Below are 21,259 nucleotides of genomic sequence, written 5' to 3' on the forward strand. Positions count from 1 at the left end.
CTCAGCGCGCCATGTGTCGCAGCCGGATCCCGCGGGGGGTGGCGGTGAAACCGGATTCGACGAAGGCCGCGGCGATCTCGGTGCCGTGCACCGCCTCGCCGTCGACCCGCTCGATCTGCAACTTGCTGACGCGCCCGGACCGCACCACCTCGGCCAGGGCGGCCGCGGCGGGCGCCACGCGGTCCGCGGTGGCGTCGAACGTGAGAACGGTCTTCCCGCCGCGTTCGACGAACAACGTGAGGTGGCCGTCGACGATCACCACCAGCGCCCCGGGTTTGCGCCCGGGGCGGTGCCCTTCGGATTCCGGCCAGCCCAGCGCGGCGCCGAACGGATTGGCCGGGTCGGTCGCCGCGAGCACGACGGCGACCGGGGGTCCCGACCGGTTCTCGGTGGCGTCGACGGAATGCTTGCGGAGGGCATCGACGGTGCCTACCGCCGCGAACTGCGCGCCGCCCAGGCCGTCGATGTAATAGCCGCGGCGGACCTTGCCGCTGTCCTCGAAACCGCTCAGCGCCTTGTAGACCCGCGCGAAACCGCCGGGCACCTCTTCGCCCGTCACCGACCCCTTCGTGACGACCCCGTAGCGTTCGAGCAGCTGCTCACAGGTGCCGTGGACCGCGACCGTGGCGTCGTCGATGCGCCCGGGCAGGGCGAACCATCGGCCGGCCACCGTGGGTGGGGTCGCACGGGTGCCGAGCTGGTTCTCGGTGAGGTAGCGCGTGGTGAGGCGGTGGGCCCGCAGCCGCGGCGCGCGGCCGCGACTGCGGTGCGCCGGGTTGCCGCGGGGCGCGCTGCCGACGCGACGCGGGCTCAGCAGGGCCCGCACCGCCCCGAACGAATCGGTGCTGACGTGTCCGGCCCACACCAGGTCCCACAGCGATCGCTCGACGTCGTCATCCGTCGGTGTGTTCACCGCCTGCGGTGGATCCGCCTGAGGTGGTCCGGTCGGGGTGGCGTCGGCGGGCCTCTCGACCGCCGCCGCGGGAACCGTGGCGAGCTGGCGGAACTGGTAGGCCCCGCCGCGGGCGAGTGTCTCGATGATGGCCTCGTGGGTGGCGCTGGTGTCGATGTCGACGGGTTCGGGAAGGGTGACCGGCGCGAGGTCGGTGGGGTGCAGGCTGATCCAGCCGTCGGAGGTGCCGAGCCGGCCGTGACCGGCCCACGCGATCTCGCCGGAGGCGAACAACTCGTCGAGCATCGCCGGTTGGTAGTCGACGACCCGGCTGGGCAGCACCAGTGATTCCAGGGCCGAGGCGGGGATCGGCAGCCCGGCCAGCTGGTCGACGGCCGTCGCGACACCGTCGATACCGCGTAGGCGGGATTGTGCGGTCGGGTCGACGTGCTGCCAGTCGATGAGGAAGCGCGCGAACGCATCGACCGACACCGGGGCGATCTCGGCTCTGCTGGCGGCCAGCGAGCCGCGGCGGATCTGGGCCAACACATCGGTGTTGCACCACTGCTGCGAGTCGCCTCCGGTGCCCGCGGGCTCGGGGCGGAAGTCGCCCTCGATGACTCGGCGGGCGACGGCGAGCCGGGCCAGGGTGTCGCGGACCACGGCGACGGGCAGGCCGGTCGCCGCGCTCGCCTCGGCGACGGTGAACGGAGCGTGGGTGCGGGCGTAGCGGGCGACGATGTCACCGACCGGGTCGTCGACGGGCTCGGTGAACACGGCCGGGATACCCAGCGGCGCAGGGATTCCCAAGGCGTCGCGCAGACGAGCGGTGTCCTCGACGGCCGCCCACAGCACACGCCCACCGTGGTTGACCGAGATGATGCGCCCGGTGGTCTGCAGCGTCGCCAGCAGTGGTGTCGGGTCGGGGGGTGTGCGGACCCCGTCGGACCCGGTGTCGTCGGTGTCGGGTTCGGCCGTCGGATCGGAGAAACGGTCGGCGATCTCGGCGTCGGTGAGCGGTCCGAGCCACCGCAGCAGATCGGCGATGCCCTCGATGTCGTGAGCACGTCGATCGGGATGTGTGCGTTGCAGTTTGGCCTCGACGTCGGCGATGACGCCGGGGTCGAGCAGCTCGCGCAGGTCGACACGTCCGAGCAGCTGCGCCAACAGGGCGGTGTCGAGCGAGAGCGCCGCGGCCCGCCGCTCGGCCAGTGGGGCGTCGTCGGCGTACATGAACGCGCCGACGTAACCGAACAACAGCGATGCCGCCAGCGGTGACGGCGTGGTCGTCTCGGTCTCGACGATGCGGATGGTGCGGGAGGAGATGCCGGTGAGGAGTTCGGTCAGTGCGGGCAGGTCGTAGACGTCCTGCAGGCACTCACGCAGGGTCTCGAGGATGATCGGGAACTGCGGGTACCGCGCTGCGACCTGAAGGAGGGCGGCGCTGCGCTGGCGCTGCTGCCACAACGGTGCGCGGCGGCCGGGGTTGCGACGGGGCAGCAGCAGAGCGCGCGCCGCGCATTCGCGGAATCGACTGGCGAACAACGATGATCCGCCGAGCTCGTCGGTCACGAGTTGCTCGACCTCGTCGGGGTCGACGGTGAAGATCGCGGTGCCCGGCGGCTCGTCGTCGGTGTCGGGTAGTCGCACGATGATGCCGTCGTCGGATGCGGTGACCACGCCGTCGAGACCGAGACGCTCGCGCAGGCGTGCCCCGATGGCACTCGCCCATGGCGCGTGTACCCGTAAGCCGTAGGGGGAGTGCAGGATCACCCGCCAGTCGCCGAGCTCGTCACGAAAGCGCTCGATGACGAGGGTCTTGTCGGTGGGGAGGTACCCGGTCGCGTCCTTCTGTTCGGCGATCAGCGTCGCGAGGTTGTCGCGGGCGTAGGTGGTGAGCCCCAGATCGCGTGCGCGCTCGTCGAGGGCGCTCGAGGAGGCGACCGTCAGCCCGTCGGAGCCCTCGCCGCGTGCGCCGACACCGCCGAGTCCCTGACCGATCTCGCCGACGAACTTGCCGATGGCCGCGCCGAGTTCGCTCGGGCGACCCACGGCGTCACCGATCCAGAACGGCAACCGACCCGGTGACCCCGCGGCGGGGGAGACCAGCACCCGGTCGTGGGTGATGTCCTCGATCCGCCAGCTCGATGCACCGAGGGCGAAGATGTCGCCGACGCGGGACTCGTAGACCATCTCCTCGTCGAGTTCGCCGACGCGGGTGCCCTTCTCGCCGACCATGAAGACCCCGAACAACCCGCGGTCGGGGATGGAGCCACCGGAGGTGACGGCCAGACGTTGGGCGCCGGGCCGGCCGGTGATGGTGCCGGCGTCGCGGTCCCAGACCACGCGGGGACGTAGTTCGGCGAACTCGTCGGAGGGGTAGCGCCCGGCGAGCAGGTCGAGGGTGGCGTCGTAGGCCGAGCGGGGGAGTGTCGCGTACGGCGCGGCCCGTCGCACGGTCGAGTACCACTGTTCGACGTCGAGTTCGTCGACGGCGGATGCCGCCACCGTCTGCTGGGCGAGGATGTCGAGGGGGTTGGCGGGTACCCGGATCTCCTCGATGAGGCCGTCTCTCATCCGCGACACGGCGACGGTCGCGTGGATGAGATCGGCGCGGTGTTTCGGGAACAGCACCCCGCGGCTGATCTCGCCGACCTGGTGGCCCGCACGACCGATCCGCTGCAGTCCGCTGGCGACCGACGGTGGTGTCTCGACCTGGATGACGAGATCGACCGCACCCATGTCTATGCCCAGTTCCAGCGAGCTCGTGGCCACGACGCAGCGTAGGCGACCGGCCTTGAGGTCGTCCTCGATGAGGGCGCGTTGCTCCTTGCTGACCGAACCGTGGTGGGCGCGGGCGAGCACGGGGTCGGCACCCTGACTCGCACCGCTGCCCATCACGTACGCCGGCGCGCCCCCGGGGACGGCGTCGTTGGGTTCCTGTTCGCCGGCCGCCCCGGTGCGCTCGGCGTGGATCTCGTTGAGGCGGGCGGTCAATCGCTCCGACAGACGGCGGGAGTTGGCGAAGACGATCGTCGACCGGTTCTTCTCGACGAGGTCGACGATGCTCGACTCGACGAACGGCCACAACGACCCCGCCGTGGGGGCTGCCTCGTCGTCGAACTCGTCGGGCCCCGGTGGCGCCGGGATGTTGGCCATGTCGGGGACGGGGACGTCGACGGTGAGGTCGAAGGTCTTCGCGGCGGGCGGCGAGACGATGGTGCAGGGCGCCGAACCGGCCAGGAAGCCGGCCACCCGTTCGGCGGGCCGCACCGTGGCCGACAGCCCGATCCGTTGCGCGGGTGTCGTGAGGAGGTCGTCGAGGCGCTCCAACGACAGCGCCAGGTGCGTGCCGCGCTTGGTGCTCGCCACCGCGTGCACCTCGTCGATGATCACCGTGTGCACCGACGTCAGCGTCTCGCGCGCCGACGAGGTGAGCATGAGGAACAGCGACTCGGGCGTGGTGATGAGGATGTCGGGCGGGGTCTTGAGGAGCAGGCGACGTTGCGCGGTGGGGGTGTCACCGGATCGGACGCCGACGGTGATCTCGGGGACCGGCAGACCCAGGGCCGCCGCCGAGCGCGTGATGCCCGCCAACGGCGCGCGCAGGTTGCGCTCGACATCGACCGCGAGCGCCTTGAGCGGCGAGATGTACAGAACACTGGTCTGTCGTTTCGCCGGCGCGTCCTTTGTGGGCCTCGTGGACGCGGCGGACTTGGTCGACGCGGTGGGTTTGGTCGACGTGGCCGGCTGTGCGGGCGTGGCGGGCTCACGGGCGAGCCGGTCCAGCGCCCACAGGAACGCCGAGAGCGTCTTGCCCGAACCGGTGGGCGCGACGACGAGGGTGTGCGATCCGTCGGCGATCGCGGTCCACGCCCCCGACTGGGCGGGCGTGGGTTCGCGGAAGGCGCCGGTGAACCAGTCACGGGTCGGTGCGCTGAAGCGTTCCAGCACGTCGACATCCGTGGAGGTGGTCATCGGTCCATGATCCACCACGGGTACGACAGTCGTCCTCCGCCGTGGTCGTTCCCGCCGTCGTCGACGATCAGCGGCACGACACCCGCAGCCATCGTTGTTGACCAGCAGCGATCGCCGCCCATACAGTTCACCCAGCCGAGCACACGGAGAATCCGGTGACATTCCGGAACGGTCGCGCCACTGTGTGGTCCCCTGCAGGTCAGGGGGCGTCAGTCAGATATCCGATGCCCGGTCATCCCATCCACACCACGCGGGACGCGTCATCCCGCGAGAGGAGATCCATGTCCACCACATCCGTCGCCACCCGTAGGGCCTCGGGCCCGCTGGTCCTCGACACCCCCGACGTCTCGGTGATCGACACCGCGCTGTGGCTCACCGCCACCACCGCGATCGCCGCGCTGGCCTACTACTTCCTCGGTTACGACCAGGGAGCGGTCTCGGTCTTCGGCGCCGACACCCACGTCCACGAGTTCGTGCACGACGCACGTCACTTCCTCGGCTTCCCCTGCCACTGAGCGGGGCAGGCCATGGAGAAGAAATTCATCGGCGCCGGCCTGATCTCGGGTCTCGTCGCCGGGTTGTTCGCGTTCGTGTTCGCCCGCATCTTCATCGAACCCCAGGTCGCGAAGGCCATCGACTACGAGTCAGGTCGCAGCCACGCCGAGGAGATGCTCGCCGGCGAGCACGGTGCCCACGAGCACGGTGAGGTCTTCACGCGGTCGGTGCAGGAGAACATCGGGGCCGGTGTCGGCTCGATCGTCTTCGGTCTGGCCATGGGCGCGATCTTCGCGGTCGTGTTCACGGTGCTGTGGGCCTACGTCGGCCGCCGGTACCCGCTGGTGGATCCGCGTGTGGTCGCCGGGTTGCTGGCGTTGGGTGGTTTCGTCGCGGTGTATCTCGTGCCGTTCGGGAAGTATCCGGCGAATCCGCCTGCGGTCGGCGACGACGACACCATCGGTGCGCGTAGCGGCTCGTACCTCACCATGACCCTGGTGTCTCTCGCCGTCGCGATCGCCGCGGTGGTGCTGGCGTTCTGGTTGCTGCCGCGCATCGGTGGTCTCTACGCGATCATCGTGTCGGCGGTCGGCTACCTCGCCATCGTCGGCGTCGCGATGGCGGTGCTGCCGAGTTTCGACGAGGTGCCCACCGCGCTGCGCTCGCCCGACGGCACGATCGCGTTCCCGGGCTTCCCCGGTGACGTGGTCGGGACGTTCCGGTTCTACTCGATCGCGAACCAGATGATCCTGTGGGCGGTGTTGGGGCTGGTGTTCGCGGTGGTCCTCACCCGTCTCGCCCGTCGGTCCACGGATGCGCAGAGCACCCGGCCCGACTCCGCGCAGGTCCGCTGACCATCAGGCTCGTCGCAGCCGCTCGCTCCGCACCGAATCGCGCTCTGCGGTTCGGTGCGGAGTCGTGTGATCTCGACGATCGGGGTCGGCGGGACGCACGTGCGGTGGGTGAGGCGATCGGTGAACGCCCCGCCGTGGTGCTCAGCGGCCCCGAGGCGTCGGTGGTGGAGACCGCGCAGGCCCTGGGCGACCGCGTGGCCGTCGTCGAGGAGCTGCGATCCATCGACCTCGGCTCGTGGACGGGCCGCGCTCCCGACGAGATCGCGACCGATGCGCTCGCTCTCTGGTTCTCCGACGTCACCAGTGCGCCGCACGGAGGCGAGAGTGTCGCGGACTTCGTCGCGCGCGTGGCCGCGTGGATCGCACCCCGGATCGGACCCACCGACGGATCTCCGCCCGCACCGCTCGTTGTCGTCGTGGCCAAGCCGGTCGTGCAGGCCGTCGTCGCCCACCTGGGGACGGCCGGGGTCGCGGGATACTTCTCGGTCGACATCCGGCCCGCCTCGGTACACACCATCGCCGAACGGACACCACTCGTCCGAGGGTTGTAGACATCCGCGGATGTAACTGTCACTCTGGTGAGCGGAACTGAAACAGAATTCATTTTTTGTGTCGTCGACGGCACGAGGAGGAGTGGGCATGTACGAGTGGTCCGACGAGGATCTGATGATCCGCGATGCACTTCGGGGCTTCATCGACAAGGAGGTGCGCCCGCACCTCGACGAACTCGAGACCGGCGTGCTGCCGCCCTACGACATCGCGCGCAAGCTCTACACCACCTTCGGTGTCGACCAGATGGCCCGCGAGGGACTCGAGCGGGAACTCGAGTCCGAGGCGACGGGGGATGCCAAGCCCGGCGCCGTCAGCGGCGGGATGGGCGACAGCACCTTCATGCTGCTCAACACCGAGCTCGCAGGTGTCAGCCTCGGCATCATCGCGTCGCTGGGTGTCTGCCAGTTGACCGTCGGCACGATCCGCTCGAAAGGCACGCTGGCGCAGAAGAAGCGCTGGCTCCCGGAACTGGTCACCCTGGAGAAGATCGGCGCCTGGGCCATCACCGAACCCGATTCCGGCTCCGACGCCCTCGGTGGCATGAAGACGACGGTCAAGCGCGACGGCGACGACTACATCCTCAAGGGCCAGAAGACCTTCATCACCAACGGTCCCTACGCCGACACCATCGTCGTGTTCGCCAAGCTCGACGAGGGCGACGGCAAGCCCATCCGTGACCGCAAGGTCCTGTCGTTCGTGCTCGACAAGGGCATGGAAGGTCTCACGCAGGGCAAGCCGTTCAAGAAGATGGGCATGATGAGTTCGCCGACCGGTGAACTGTTCTTCGACAACGTGCGCGTGTCGCCCGACCGTCTGCTCGGCGAGACCGAGGACACCGGTGCGGACACCCGCGGCGGCGAGGGCGCCAAGGCCGGGTTCACCATGGAGCGTGTCGGGATCGCCGCGCTGTCGCTGGGCATCATCAACGAGTGCCTGCGGCTCTCGGTCGACTACGCCCGCAACCGCACCCTGTGGGGCAAGAACATCGGGCAGTTCCAACTGATCCAGCTCAAGCTCGCCGAGATGGAGATCGCACGGATCAACGTGCAGAACATGATCTTCAGCGCGCTCGAGCGCGGCAAGGACAAAAAGTCGATCAGCCTGTCGGAGGCGTCGGCGATGAAGCTGTACTCCTCGAAGGCGGCGACCGACGTCGCGATGGAGGCCGTGCAGCTCTTCGGCGGCAACGGCTACATGGCCGAGTACCGCGTGGAGCAGCTGGCCCGTGATGCGAAGTCGCTCATGATCTACGCCGGCAGCAACGAGATCCAGGTGACCCACGTCGCCAAGGGTCTGCTCGCCGCGAAGTAGTCGCACGGGACCGGATCGCACCCGAGACGGAAGACGACCGCCGAACCCTCAGGGTCCGGCGGTCGTCGTCTTCGTACGGGTCGGGCGGTCAGGCGCCGATGGCGCGGCCGAGCTGCGGCCACGACCGATGCAACTCGTCCTCCCAGTAGCCCCACGAGTGGGTGCCGGTGCCCGGGAAGTGGAACGTGGCCGGGATCTTCAACTGGGCGAGGCGAGTCCGCAGCTGCTGGGTGCAGCCGTCGGTCGCGGCCTCGATCGGGCCTCCGAGGATGATCTGCGAGGCAAGGTCGTTGCCGGGGCGCACACCGGCCGGGTTCTCGTACTTGCCGGGGATGCCGCTGCCCGCGGAGACGTACAGGCTGGTGCCCCGCAGCTTCGCGGCGTTGAGGACGGCGTCGTGGTCACGCCACCCCTGGCCGCTGTACGGACCCCACATGTTGGTGGCGGTGGTCCCGCCACGGGTCTCCACCACGAGACGGACGTAGGCCTGGCCGAGCGGGGTCGACGTGGCCGCGCAACCGCTGTACGAGCCGACCGCCTTGAAGACGCCGGGATGCTCGATGGCCAGGTCGAGCACCGCAGAACCCGACGACGAGATGCCGGCGATGGCGTTGCGGCCGCTGGTCGCGAAGGCCTTGTCGAACACCTGCGGGAGCTCGGTGCCGAGGAACGTCGACCATTTGTTGCGGCCCAGCACCGGATCGTCGCGCTGCCAGTCGGTGTAGTAGCTGTAGGCGCCCGAGTTGGGGGTGACGACGTAGGCGTTCTTGTCGGAGAAGAACTTCACGACGTCGGTCTGGCGCTCCCACGTGGCGGCGTCCTCGCCGCCACCGGCGCCGTTGAGGAGATACAGCGTCGGACGGGCGACGGAGCGGTCGCGGGGCAGGATCACCGAGAGCGGGATGACCCTGTTCATCGCGGCGGAGCGCACCTCGATGTTGAGCTGACGGTCGTTGACCGGGGTCACCGTGACCAGCGAGGAACCGTCGGTGGAGGTCACACCGGGTGCGGGCAGGGTGGGCGCCGCCGATGCCGCCGGGACGGCGAGTGGGGTGAGCGCGACGGCCACGGACGCAGCGACGGTCAACAGGCGCGAGCGCAGGCGCGGGACCGCAATCCGGTGAGACAAGTGTCGTACCTTTCGACGTGAATGACCCTGATCATAGGGTGCGGCGAGCGATCGGCGACACCACCTGATCGATCTGTCGCGCGCGGGGGGTCGCTCGTCGGCCGGTCACACCTGTGGGGGCGACACCGTGAGGTCGAGGGCGCCCTCGGCGAAACGCGTCACCGCGGCGAGACCCACCGACAGCGCCTCGCGCGCCCCGACGCGGTGCGCGGTGTGCACGGTGGCACGGTCGCCCGGTGGTCGGGGATCGCGGACGAGGCCGATCAGGGCGATGAGCTCTCCGGTGGTGGGTTCGCAGACCGCCCACACGAACCGGGTCTCCTGCGACCACCACGTCTGCACGTCGCGCACGAACCGGGCGGCCGATTCGCCGTCGGTGCCATCGCCCGCCCACAGCAGCCCGGTCTCGGCGAGCGCGGGGACGTCGCTGACGCGATCGTCGTCCCGTAGCCCACGCAGATACCAGGCGCCTGCGTTGATCTCGACGGTCTCCATGGCGTCGCGTCAGACCTCGCCGGTCGCGGCGGGGTGTCGCGCTACTTGATCTCGAGCAGGACGGTGCCCTGGGTGACCGCGGAGCCCGGCTCGACCGACAGGCCGGTCACGACACCGTCCTTGTGGGCGGTGACCGGGTTCTCCATCTTCATCGCCTCGAGGACCACGACGAGCTCACCGGCGGTGACCTCCTGGCCCTCGGTGACGGCGACCTTGACGACGGTGCCCTGCATGGGTGCAGCGATCGCGTCGCCCGACACCGCGACGTTGCCGCCCTTCGTGCGGGTGCGTGCCTTCGGCTTCTTGCGGATCGCGCCGCCGTTGCCCGAACCGCCCGAGCCCGCGAGTGCGAGATCGCCGGGCAGGGAGACCTCCACGCGGCGGCCGCCGACCTCGACGATCACGTTCTGGCGGGGGGTGGCCTCGTCGTCGTCGATGGGCTGGCCACCGGTGTACGGCTCGATCGGGTTGTCCCAGTCGGTCTCGATCCACTTGGTGTAGACCTCGAAGCCCTCGCCGTCACCGATGAACGCCGGGTTCGACACGATGTGGCGGTGGAACGGCAGGACCGTCGCGAGACCTTCGACCTGGAACTCCTCGAGAGCGCGACGTGACCGCTCGAGCGCCTGATCGCGGGTCTCGCCGGTGACGATGAGCTTGGCGAGCATCGAGTCGAAACCGCCGCCGATGACGTCGCCCTGCACCACGCCGGAGTCGACGCGGACACCGGGGCCCGTCGGCTCCTTGTAGACCGAGATGGGTCCGGGGGCCGGCAGGAAGCCACGACCGGCGTCCTCGCCGTTGATGCGGAACTCGAAGGAGTGTCCGCGCGGGGTCGGGTCCTCCTTGATCGTGAGTTCTTCGCCCGCGGCGATGCGGAACTGCTGTCGCACCAGGTCGATTCCCGAGGTCTCCTCGGTGACCGGGTGCTCGACCTGCAGGCGGGTGTTCACCTCGAGGAACGAGACGAGACCGTCGGAGCCGACGAGGAACTCCACGGTGCCGGCCCCGTAGTAGCCGGCCTCACGGCAGATCGCCTTGGCCGAGGAGTGGATCTTGGCGCGCTGCTCGTCGGTCAGGAACGGCGCGGGGGCTTCCTCGACGAGCTTCTGGAACCGGCGCTGCAGCGAGCAGTCGCGGGTGCCCGCGACGACCACGTTGCCGTGTTGGTCGGCGATGACCTGGGCCTCGACGTGACGGGCCTTGTCGAGGTATCGCTCGACGAAACACTCACCGCGACCGAACGCGGCGACGGCCTCACGCGTGGCGGAGTCGAACAGTTCGGGGATCTCGGCGATCGTGTATGCGACCTTCATGCCGCGGCCGCCGCCACCGAACGCAGCCTTGATCGCCACCGGTACGCCGTGTTCCTCGGCGAACGCGACGATCTCCGAGGCGTCTTTGACCGGGTCCTTGGTGCCCGGGGCCATGGGGGCGTTCGCCTTGAGCGCGATGTGGCGGGCGGTGACCTTGTCACCGAGGTCGCGGATCGACTGCGGTGACGGGCCGATCCAGGTGATGCCGGCGTCGATGACGGCCTGGGCGAACTCGGCGTTCTCGGACAGGAAGCCGTAGCCGGGGTGGATGGCGTCGGCGCCGGACTTCGCGGCTGCGTCGAGGATCTTGTCGAACACCAGGTACGACTCGGCCGAGGTCTGACCACCCAGCGCGAAGGCCTCGTCGGCGAGCTTCACGAACTGCGCGTCGGCGTCGGGTTCGGCGTAGACCGCGACACTTCCCAGCCCGGCATCACGCGCTGCGCGGATCACGCGGACAGCGATCTCGCCCCGGTTGGCGACGAGGACTTTGCTGATCACCGAGCTGGCATGACTGGGCACTGGTTCTCCTGTTGCGTACTGGGCGTCGTCGTGTGGGCGTCTGCAGAGGCTTCCTGGCGGACCCCGAAGAGCACCCTAACGCACCGAGCGATTGATCGGTCCTGTCAGTCCTCGCGTTGCGCGAAGGTACTTCGATCACCGACTTCACGGACCACCCGGCCGAACTCGATGAGGAACCGGCTCACGTCGGAATGTGTGCGGCCCAGCGCGGGGAACCGCGCCGAGATGCGCACACCCGACGGTGTCCGGTTGACCCAGATGAAGACCTCGTCGTCGGCGTAGCTGTGCGACCGCAGGACCCGCGCCGCGCCGGCGTCGGCCGCGGCGGCGTTGGGTGCGTGACGGGTGTCGATGAAGGAGATGACGAACTTCGGGTCGCCGGCGTAGCCGAGCAGTTCGGCCACACGCAGGAACGGCAGTCCTGCGGCGGTGCGGGTGCCGCGGAGTTCGGCGGTGGCCCTGGTGACCAACTGGTCGAAGGCGACGACGCCGGAGGTGTCGAGGCGCAGCGGGGTCGTCGACACGAACCATCCCAGTGCCCCCAGCCAGCGTCCCTCGTCCCGGGTGTGGCGCGGGGTGATCGCGCGGAACACGTCGCCGCCGCCGCATCCGCGGTAGGCGATCGCGAGCGCGGCCAGGATCCCGGCGAAGAGGTTCCCGCCCGCCGCCGAGCAGACCGCGGTGAAACGGTTGGCCTCGTCGTCGTCGAGCAGGTCCATCGTGACCGACGACTGCGGTGGACCGGTGGCGTCGCCCGGGTCCTCGGTCGACACCGCACCCGGCTCGGGCCCGGTACGCCGCTGCGCCGAGACCTCGAATCGGGGCATCTCGTCGTCGTTGTCGGCGAGGTAGTCGCGCCACGCCGCGACCGCGGGGTGGTCGGCGTCGGCCTCGTCGGCCACGCGACGCTCGTTCGCGCTGAAGTCGACGTAGCTGCCGACGGGTGCGAGTCGGTCCGCACGCCTCTCACGGGCGGCGTGATAGAGCTCGATCAGTTCGTGCTGGGCGAGGATGAGGGAGTAGCCGTCCAGCAGCGAGTGGTCGCCGGCGAACAGCAGGGTGAAGGTCTTCTCCCGCGCGACCGTCGCGAAGAGGTAGGCGGGCCACTGTAGGGGTGCGGTGGCCCGGTCGAAGGCGCCGGCGAGCTGATCGAGCAGCGGACCCGCCTCGCTGTACCAGCCGACACGACCCATCTTCAGCACCACCGACCCCGGCGGGGTCGACAACCGTTGCATCCCCGTGTGTTTGACCACCACATGGCTGCGCAACACCTCGTGGCGGTCGATCCACCGGGTGAGTGCGGCGCGGATCGCCGGCACCGACATCGGCTCGTCGAACTCGATGGCGAGGCCCAGCCACGACTCGCGGCCACCCTCGCGGTGGGTGCGCCAGCGGTACTCCAGGGCCGAGCGGAGGTGGAGTTCGTGGTTGTGGGAGGTGGGTCGGGGATCGGCATGCCAGTGGGCGAACCCGCCGGGGGTCTGCGCGGACCACTCGACGAGTCCGCCGGGTTCCACCGGCTGGTCCATCATCTGCGTGAACTTCACTCCGGCGGCGCCCCGTCACTCAGGCGGGATCGACCGCGGACCGGGGGACATCGGTCTGCGCTGCGACCTGGCTCTTGATCCGGGCCAGCATCCCGGCCATACCGCGCAGGCGCAGCGGGCTGACCACGGTGTCGAGGTGCAGGTCGGTGTAGAAGTCGCCGGGCACCGCGACGATGTCGGACGCCGCCGCCCCGTCGAGACCCTGGTGCAGGATCGACGCGAACCCGCGTGTGGTCGGCGCCTCGCGGGGCGCACTGAAGTACAGGCGCACGGCGCCGGCGTCGGAGGCGTCGACGGACAGGAACACCGGCGACTGGCACTCCGGCACCGGTTCCATCGCCTCGGTCTGCAGATGCTCCGGCAGGGCGGGCAACTCGTTCGCGAACTCCAGCAGGAGGGTGACGCGGTCGGACTCGGCGAGCGCGCCGAAATCGTCGACGATCTCGGCGAGCGCGGCGGGCAGCGTCACCGGGTTCCGGGTTCGGGGCCGGTCACGATCGGCGCCCGGACCGCGTTGCCCCACTCCGTCCACGAACCGTCGTAGTTGCGGACACGGGTGAACCCGAGCAGATGGGTCAGCACGAACCAGGTGTGCGAGGATCGCTCGCCGATACGGCAGTAGGCGATGGTCGGTGCATCGGGTGCGAACTCGCCGTAGATCTCCTCGAGCTCGGCGCGACTGCGGAACCGTCCGTCGGGTGCCGCCGCCTTGGCCCACGGGATCGACACCGCGGTCGGGATGTGTCCCCCGCGCAGCGCACCCTCCTGCGGGTACTCCGGCATGTGGGTGCGTTCGCCGGTGTACTCCTGCGGCGAACGGACATCGATGAGAGGTTCGGTGCCCAGCACGTCGCGCACCTGGTCGGCGAACGCGCGGATGGTCGTGTCGTCACGCGCGACGACGGGGTAGTCCGACCGGGGCAGGTCGGGCACGTCGAAGCTGGTCTCGCGGTCCTCGGCGAACCAGGCCTGACGTCCACCGTCGAGCAGACGCACGTCGGCGTGACCGAACAGGGTGAACACCCACAGTGCGTAGGCCGCCCACCAGTTGCTCTTGTCGCCGTAGACGACGATGGTGTCGTCGCGCCGGATGCCCTTGCTGCGCATGAGCTCGGCGAACTGCTCGCCGTCGATGTAGTCGCGCGTCACCGGGTCGTTGAGATGCAGGTGCCAGTCGATCTTCTGCGCGGTGGGGATGTGTCCGATGTCGTAGAGCAACACGTCCTCGTCGGACTCCACCACCTTGAGGCCCTCGGTCCCGATATGGGCGCTGAGCCATTCGGTGCTCACCAGCCGTTCGGGGTGGGCATAGGCGGCGAAGCCGGGATGGGGATCGGTGGGGACTGTCACTGCGAGGCTCCCGCGGTCTAGAAGATGATCGAGCGCTGCTTGACGACGAGCCTAGTGGTCGACGCAGTCGGTCGTCACACGCCCGCGAGGCGAGTCGCCCGCCACGGCCGACGCATGTCGTCCGACACCGTCCAGGAAGGCCGCCATCGTCGTCCTCGCGACGGCGGTGTCGGGGTACCGGGTGCGCAGCGCGAGTCCGCCCCCGGTGCGGGAGATCCAGAACTGGGCGTCGTCGGCGGTCGTCACGTTGGAGATGTGGGTCGCGTCGACGGCGTCGTGTGCGTGCGCGCCGGGCAGTCGGCGGTAGTCGACGTAGGAGACCATGAAGATGTCGGTGCGACCCGCTCGAAGACCGCCGATGGCCTCGAGCACCCGGGGGAGCGGGACCTCCCCGAGTGCGACGGCCTCGCGAACGGCCGGTCCGGCCCGGGCGATCGTCGCGGGCAGGTCGGCGTCGACGGTGATCGTGACCGGCGCGTTGGTGGTGAACCAGCCGACCGCGTTCTCCCATCGGCGGGAGCGGCGGGTGTGCATGGGGAACAGCACGGGCATCTCGGCGGACCCGCCGAGGTCTCGCACCGCGTGCGCCATCGCGGCGAGGAGCCCGGCGTACACACTCGATCCCGCGTCGGCACACGCCTCGGCGAAGTCCGCGGTGTCGCGCGGCCCGAGCAGTTCACGGACGTCGACGGCCTGGCGGGCACGGTCACCCGGTGACAGTCCGAGGTCGAGCGGGAACTCGGGGGGTCGGCGATCGTGGCGGGCGAAGAACTCCGTCCACCGCCGCATGGCGGGGTGCCGTGAGAAGTCGCGCGTGTCGTCGGCCTCGTCGGCGCAGTGGTCGACGAAGCTCGCCGCGGGCGGCAGGACGCGAGGGTCGAACGCGCCCGGTTCGGCCCGGTATCCCTCGTAGAGACGGGCGAGGTCGTCGACGACGATGGCCATCGAGTACGCGTCGACGTGCGCGTGGTCGAACCCGCAGACGATCGTGGAGCGGTCTCGACGGTCGATGGCGGCGAGGTGGCAGCCGGGGTCACCGAACGGGGTGCAGTCGTGGCGCAATCCCTCCCAGAGGGCGTCGCGCACCGCGGCGGTGGTGGTCAGCGATCTCGGTGCGGACGCGATGAGCTGCAGGGCGGCGGGGTCGTGCAGGTGGCGGACGATGCTTCCGCCGGTGCGGACGAATCCGCTGTGCAGGGTGCCGTGACGGGTGATGAGGGCGAGGAAGGCGCGCTCGATGGCCTTGAGGTCGACCGACCCGTCGACGTCGAACGAGGCCGCGAGCCAGGTGCTCTCCCCGTTCGGATCGGCTGCTGCCGTGGCGAGGTGATGGCTCTGGTTGAACGACGGGGGTACGGCCGAGACCACGGCGGTGCTCGCCGTCGCGTCGACCGTCCACGCGACGAGCGTCCCCGGGGCGGGCGCGAACCGGTCAATCGTGGTGACGCGCAAGCGATGACCTCTTCACGCGTGCGTCGGGACCGTCGGCGATCACATGGTCGCCGGAGGAGACGATGTCGGCGAAGATCTCCCGGATCCGCCGGTGGTGGGTGGCGAGCACGGTCGTCGCCCGCGGGGTGTCGGGGATCTGCGAACCCAGATACAGGCTGCGGTCGTCCCGGTTGAACCACATCGAGGCATTCGCGGTCCGCCCCTCGCCCGTCGACTGCATCCCGCGGTCGTAGGCAGGCGTCCCCGCCATCGGGAAACGGCGGAAATCGATGTACGACAGCAGCTGTGGTGTGACCAGGACGCGTTCGGGAGCGGCCCCGGCGGCGAGCATCGCGGTGATCACCGCCGGGACCGGGACCTCGGAGCAGGCGGCGCCACGTTCGCAGGCCGCATGCGCCGTACCGACGAGCTCGGTGAAGGTGCGCGCGGTGTCGACCGCGAACGCGACGGGCGCGAACCGGCAGAACCATCCCTGGGTCAGCATGACGTCGGCCAGCGTCCGGTCGGCCAGGGCGGTGATGGTGAAATAGTCGTCGACACCGGCGAGTTCGCGATCGACCATGGCGAGCACAGCGGTGATGCCGCCGATCATCCGTGCACCGTGGGCGCGGCAGATGCGTTCGAACTCGTCGGCACCTGCTGCGTCGAGGACGTCGAACTTCACCGGCCGCACCGGTGCACTCTCCCCGTCGGCCAGGCCGAGATCGATCGGGAACCTCGGCATGCCACCCCCGGTGGGGGCGGCGGCCGAACACCAGGCCTGCACCTCGGGGGAGTCGGGCGTGAATCGAGCGGCACGTTCCCGCTCGGCGACGGCATAGGCGACCGCCGAGCCGGTGGGGGCGGCGGTGAACGGTCCCACCTCGGTCCCGTCGCGTTCGGAGTAGTAGAGGTCGGCGACCTCGGCCAGCGACATCGCCTGCGACACGCCGTCACTGAGGGCGTGGTCGCACCCGATGAAGAGGGTGAAGTCGTGCGGGCGCACCACCACCCCGACGGCGAACCCGGGCCAGTGCAGGGCGGTCGCCTCGCGCTCGAAGCGTGTCGTGGCGTGGTCGCGGAAACGGTTCGTGTCCTCCACGCCGGTCAGATAGCCGTAGTCGTCGACCTCGCCGACGCGATCGATCCGGAAGTCGACGTCATCGGTGTCGACCAGGTGGCGGGTGACCGCGCCGTGGGACACGTCGAACCAGCACCGCAACCCGTCGTGACGGGTGGTGAAGCGCCGCAGCGCGCGGACGAGCGCCGGGGCGTCGAAGTCGCCGTCCACCTCGGTGGTGGCGGTGAGGTAGGCGGAGTGTTGATCCCCGCGTTCGGCGGCGGCGTGGGTTCCGCGGAGATGGTTCTCCTGGAGGAACGAGGCGGGCGTGGGATGCGCCGGGGCGCAGGCGGCCGCCGCCAGGGAGTCCGCGGTGGCCCGCACCTCCATCAGCGTCCCTCGGCCCGGGTTCCAGTGCGCGAGCATGTCGATGATCACCTTGTGATCACCCCGCTGCCGAGACGTCGGTCGCGTCGATGATGTCGTGGCGGTGATCGCATTCGGCGGGTGATGCCAGCACGGCGTTCAGGCGGTGCAGGAGTGCATGCACGTTCTCGGTCGCGACACGGTTGCCGGGGAATCGCGCCGACACCGAGATGCCCTTCGGGGAGCGGACGATCCACAGATAGACCTCGTCGTCGGAGTCCGCGGCGCCACGCAGTGTGCGCGCCCCCCAGCGCGACCAGTGCGTCGACTCCGGGACGTACCGCGCATCGATGTAGGACACGACGAAACGGGGATTGGCGTCGATACCCGTGATCTCGGCGATCCGTGGAAACGGATACTGCGCCAACGACTTGCGGTCGGCGATGGCGGCGCCGGTGGCTGCGAGGCAGTCCTCGAGGGTCTGTGCGCCGGCCAGATCGATCTCGATGGGGACGACGCCGACGAACCATCCGATCGACGACGTGTATCGCCTGTCGGTACGCGTGTGCATGGGCATGGCGAACCGGATTGTCTCCGTACCCGACATCGAGCGCACCGCCACCGCGAGCGCCGCGAGCACCGCGGTCTGCATCGAATGCCCGCAGGCACGCGCCCACCGATTGATGTCGTCGGCCTGATCCGCCGAGAGCACCCAGGACGACATCCCGCTCTGGTTGGCTCGGCGGGTGACGACACCCGTGGTGACCGAATCGTCGGTGACCGGCAAGGGGAAGCCCGGGAACCGGTTGCCCTCGGTCGACAGGAACGCCTCCCATGTCCGTACCGCGTCATGATGTGGGTGCAGGTCGGCCCCGCGTCGGCGATCCTGCACGCTGAAGTCGACGTGGCTGCCGACCGGCGCGGGTGGCGTCGGCGTACCCGACAGTTCGGCGGCGTAGAGCCCCTGGATCTCACCGATCGCCAACAGCATCGAGTACGCGTCCATCACCGAGTGGTCGGCACCGAAGACGAGCAGGAACTCGCTGTCGCCGATCTCGCCGGCGTCGTCGACCTCGGTGGAGGTCTCGTGGTCGGCGCGCGTGATCGTCGCGACCACGCAGTGTGGCCATCGCAGCGGCGACAGCGTCTCGAACCGTTCGAGGAGGTGGCGGTGTACACCGGTGCCGCTCGACAGGGTGCCGACGACGTTCTCGACGACCTCCACGTCGAGATGCGTGCCACGCCGGCGCAACGACGGCCCGTCGGTATCGTCGCATCGTTGCACGGTGGTGCGGAACACCTCATGGGTGCGCATCCAGGTCGTCAGCGCACGCCCGAGTGCGGACCGGTCGTGACGGTGGGGGACCACGAAGACCGCGCCGAGCCACGACCCGGGATGCCCGTCGTCGTCGCGCGCGCTCCGTGCGACGCTGCCGCGCGTGCAGTACTCCTCGTGCAGATGACTCAGCGGCCGCGGATCGTCGCTCCACACGTCGCCGTCGTGGTCGTGGTCGACCAGTCGCGGCACCCACTCGATCACCTCCCCCGCCGGAAGGGGGTAATCGGCCAGTTCGGTGAATTCCACTGTCACCTTTCGGTATTCGCGAAACGCGAGGTGGTCGGGAATCGGTTCGACACGTTCGCGCGTCGGCGGGCGAAGGACCCCGATCCGTCTCGTGTGGACATCCCGGGGAGGTCGATGGGGCAAGTGTAGGGCGGCCCGTGAAGATTGTTCACTCGAGTAACCAGTGTGCTTGCTCACTGGCCGGCCCGGTGATGACGGGCGCCACCCCGCGTGCGTGCCGAGGTGTGAAAAGTGCAGTACCGCAGCGAGATTTGTCATCGCAGATCAGCGGTACGCCCGTACCACACATGTCGACGATGTTACGGGCCCATGAAATCGATTCGTTCAGTGCGGTTTTCGGTGAGACCGACACCTCGACGGCTCGACACGGAGCCGCTCGGAGGGTGCCGCGAGCTGGATACACTCCTCCCCGAGGAACCACCATCGTCGACGAACCCCACGGCTCGTCGAGGGGACAGGGAGGGGAAGTCATGAGTGATGTCGACGTCGCGGCCATCGAGACAGCAGGTCTGGGAAAGCGTTTCGGCGGTCGCCTGGCCGTCTCCGGTGTCGACCTCGTGGTGGCCCGCGGGTCGGTCCATGCGGTGCTGGGCCCCAACGGAGCGGGCAAGACGACACTGGTCCGGATGCTCGCGACGCTGCTCCGACCCGACCTGGGCTCGGCGCGGATCTTCGGTCACGACGTGGTCGGCCACGCGACCGAGGTGCGTTCGTTGATCGGTCTGACGGGTCAATACGCCTCGGTGGACGAGGATCTCACCGCTTTGGAGAATCTGATGATCTTCGGCCGACTCCTGGGCCGCTCACGCGCCGACGCCAGGGCGCGTGCTCGCGAACTGCTCGAGGTGTTCGCGCTGACCGAGTCGGCGACCGCCATCGTCAAGACCTTCTCCGGTGGTATGCGCCGCCGGCTGGACCTGGCCGCCAGCCTCGTGTCGCGACCTCCGCTGATCTTCCTCGACGAACCGACCACCGGGCTCGATCCGCGGACCCGGGTGCAGATGTGGGAGACGGTGCGCTCCCTCGTCGACGACGGGGCGACCGTGCTCCTGACGACGCAGTACCTCGAGGAGGCCGACCAACTGGCCGACCGGATCGCGGTGATCGATCACGGGACGATGGTCGCCGAGGGGACCGCCGACGAACTCAAGGCCTCGGTCGGGTCGGCGAGCCTGTTGCTGACCCTCGTAGACCCGGCCGACCACGCGGTGGCGGCCGGGGTGATCGGTCGGCACACCTCGACCACGGTGACGACGTCGGAGGTCGCCGGTGGCCAGGGGACCAGGAATCGTCCGGCGTCGCTGTCGGTCCCGATCACCGATACCGCGCTGGTGGGCACCATCCTGGTGGCGTTGAGCGCCGCGGGGGTCGAGGTCGCCGCGATGTCGGTGGCCCGCCCCAGTCTCGACGATGTGTTCTTCGCACTCACCGCGCGGCCGGGCTCCACCACCGGGTCGGGATCCATCGGCACCGAGGAGGACGCGGCATGACCATCGACATGACTCCCGTGGGCATCACCGACACCGGCACAGCCCGCTCAGAGGTCCCGGTCGCCGTACGGGTGACGGCGACCGATGCGGTGTCGCAGTCGTTGACGATGGCGGCCCGAGGTCTGCTCCGCATCAAGCACAACCCGCAGTTGCTGTTCGACGTCATCATCCTGCCGATCGTCTTCACCGTGATGTTCTCGTCGATCTTCGGCGGCGCGATCGCCGGCGACGTCGTCGGCTACCTCCCGATACTCATCCCCGGGGTGCTGGTGCAGGTGGTGCTCGCCGCGTCGGTGACCACCGGGGTGCAACTCCGCGAGGACATGGACAAGGGGGTGTTCGACCGGTTCACCTCGTTGCCGATCGCTCGCATCGCCCCGTTGGCGGGGTCGTTGCTGTCGGACATGGTGCGGTACGTGGTCGGCACCACCATCACGATCATCGTGGGACTGATCATGGGCTACCGACCGGCGAGCGTGATAGGGACGATCGGCGCCTGCCTGCTCGTGGTGGTCGTCGCCTTCGCGCTGAGCTGGGTGTTCGCCCTCATGGGGGTGCTGATGGACAAGGCGTCGACCGTACAGGGCGTGTCGATGCTGGTCCTGATGCCGTTGACCTTCATGTCGAACGCACTCGTCCCCGTGGCGACGATGCCCGGGTGGATGCAGGCCTTCGCCCACGTCAATCCTGTCTCCCACCTGGTGTCGGCGGTGCGACAGATGACCGATGGGCGCTACGGCGCCGAGATCGCGTGGTCGTTGCTCGGTGCGGCCTGCGTGCTGGCTGTCGTCGCCCCGCTCACCCTGCGTGTGTACATGCGCCGCGCCTGAGACGGCCCGCTCGACGCGGCGCACCGCGGGGGGTGACGGTGGCCTCAGTCCCTGCG

16 protein-coding genes are annotated in these 21,259 nt (G+C 69.4%); 6 read left to right on the forward strand and 10 right to left on the reverse strand.

The window, feature by feature from the left end:
* Window position 1: 1 nt before the first annotated feature.
* Window positions 2-4,870 carry an ATP-dependent helicase gene (locus ACLBW1_RS07010; RefSeq protein ID WP_447810921.1) on the reverse strand — a complete coding sequence of 1,623 codons (4,869 nt, stop codon included), beginning with the start codon at window positions 4,868-4,870 and terminating at the stop codon, window positions 2-4.
* Window positions 4,871-5,151: 281 nt separating this feature from the next.
* Here ACLBW1_RS07010 and ACLBW1_RS07015 point away from each other — a divergent pair, with 281 nt between their 5' ends.
* From ACLBW1_RS07015 to ACLBW1_RS07030, 4 genes are all read left to right on the forward strand, one after another.
* A complete protein-coding gene (locus ACLBW1_RS07015; RefSeq protein WP_447810922.1) occupies window positions 5,152-5,385 on the forward strand; it encodes a CbtB domain-containing protein in 234 nt (77 codons plus the stop codon).
* A 12-nt stretch (window positions 5,386-5,397) separates the two neighbouring features.
* Window positions 5,398-6,219 carry a CbtA family protein gene (locus tag ACLBW1_RS07020; RefSeq protein ID WP_447810923.1) on the forward strand — a complete coding sequence of 274 codons (822 nt, stop codon included), beginning with the start codon at window positions 5,398-5,400 and terminating at the stop codon, window positions 6,217-6,219.
* 44 nt (window positions 6,220-6,263) lie between these two features.
* Window positions 6,264-6,770 carry a histidine phosphatase family protein gene (locus ACLBW1_RS07025; RefSeq protein ID WP_447811179.1) on the forward strand — a complete coding sequence of 169 codons (507 nt, stop codon included), beginning with the start codon at window positions 6,264-6,266 and terminating at the stop codon, window positions 6,768-6,770.
* Window positions 6,771-6,858: 88 nt separating this feature from the next.
* The gene (locus ACLBW1_RS07030; protein ID WP_447810924.1) at window positions 6,859-8,082 is read left to right on the forward strand and encodes an acyl-CoA dehydrogenase family protein; all 1,224 of its coding nucleotides are present in this window, start codon (window positions 6,859-6,861) and stop codon (window positions 8,080-8,082) included.
* An 88-nt stretch (window positions 8,083-8,170) separates the two neighbouring features.
* On the opposite strand, the gene ACLBW1_RS07035 is transcribed toward ACLBW1_RS07030, so the two are convergent.
* The 9 genes from ACLBW1_RS07035 to ACLBW1_RS07075 form a co-directional block, all read right to left on the reverse strand.
* Window positions 8,171-9,184 (reverse strand): alpha/beta hydrolase, encoded by a 1,014-nt coding sequence (locus tag ACLBW1_RS07035; protein WP_447811181.1) that lies wholly within the window; start codon window positions 9,182-9,184, stop codon window positions 8,171-8,173.
* A gap of 132 nt (window positions 9,185-9,316) precedes the next feature.
* Window positions 9,317-9,706: a GNAT family N-acetyltransferase gene (locus tag ACLBW1_RS07040; protein WP_447810925.1), complete on the reverse strand. Its 390-nt coding sequence runs from the start codon at window positions 9,704-9,706 to the stop codon at window positions 9,317-9,319.
* 41 nt (window positions 9,707-9,747) lie between these two features.
* On the reverse strand, window positions 9,748-11,544 hold the full coding sequence (locus ACLBW1_RS07045; protein ID WP_447810926.1) for an acetyl/propionyl/methylcrotonyl-CoA carboxylase subunit alpha: 1,797 nt from the start codon (window positions 11,542-11,544) through the stop codon (window positions 9,748-9,750).
* 104 nt (window positions 11,545-11,648) lie between these two features.
* Entirely contained in the window at window positions 11,649-13,091 is a 1,443-nt protein-coding gene (locus tag ACLBW1_RS07050; protein WP_447810927.1) for a condensation domain-containing protein, read from the reverse strand.
* A 19-nt stretch (window positions 13,092-13,110) separates the two neighbouring features.
* Window positions 13,111-13,560, reverse strand: coding sequence for a SufE family protein (locus ACLBW1_RS07055; RefSeq protein WP_447810929.1), 450 nt, complete (start codon window positions 13,558-13,560; stop codon window positions 13,111-13,113).
* Window positions 13,557-14,441 carry a sulfurtransferase gene (locus ACLBW1_RS07060; protein WP_447810930.1) on the reverse strand — a complete coding sequence of 295 codons (885 nt, stop codon included), beginning with the start codon at window positions 14,439-14,441 and terminating at the stop codon, window positions 13,557-13,559. Before ACLBW1_RS07060 ends, ACLBW1_RS07055 begins: the two co-directional genes overlap by 4 nt.
* A 51-nt stretch (window positions 14,442-14,492) precedes the next feature.
* Window positions 14,493-15,893, reverse strand: a complete 1,401-nt coding sequence (locus ACLBW1_RS07065; protein WP_447810931.1) for a condensation domain-containing protein — start codon at window positions 15,891-15,893, stop codon at window positions 14,493-14,495.
* Entirely contained in the window at window positions 15,874-17,370 is a 1,497-nt protein-coding gene (locus ACLBW1_RS07070; protein ID WP_447810932.1) for a condensation domain-containing protein, read from the reverse strand. Before ACLBW1_RS07070 ends, ACLBW1_RS07065 begins: the two co-directional genes overlap by 20 nt.
* Before the next feature lie 7 nt (window positions 17,371-17,377).
* Window positions 17,378-18,883 carry a condensation domain-containing protein gene (locus ACLBW1_RS07075; protein ID WP_447810933.1) on the reverse strand — a complete coding sequence of 502 codons (1,506 nt, stop codon included), beginning with the start codon at window positions 18,881-18,883 and terminating at the stop codon, window positions 17,378-17,380.
* Window positions 18,884-19,353: 470 nt separating this feature from the next.
* Between ACLBW1_RS07075 and ACLBW1_RS07080 the strand changes: the two genes are divergently transcribed.
* Both ACLBW1_RS07080 and ACLBW1_RS07085 read left to right on the forward strand, forming a co-directional pair.
* The gene (locus tag ACLBW1_RS07080; RefSeq protein WP_447810934.1) at window positions 19,354-20,373 is read left to right on the forward strand and encodes an ATP-binding cassette domain-containing protein; all 1,020 of its coding nucleotides are present in this window, start codon (window positions 19,354-19,356) and stop codon (window positions 20,371-20,373) included.
* A gap of 8 nt (window positions 20,374-20,381) precedes the next feature.
* Complete coding sequence (locus ACLBW1_RS07085) at window positions 20,382-21,203, forward strand: ABC transporter permease (RefSeq protein ID WP_447811183.1); 822 nt, start codon at window positions 20,382-20,384, stop codon at window positions 21,201-21,203.
* Window positions 21,204-21,259: the final 56 nt, after the last annotated feature.

Source organism: Williamsia sp. M5A3_1d (assembly GCF_053345315.1).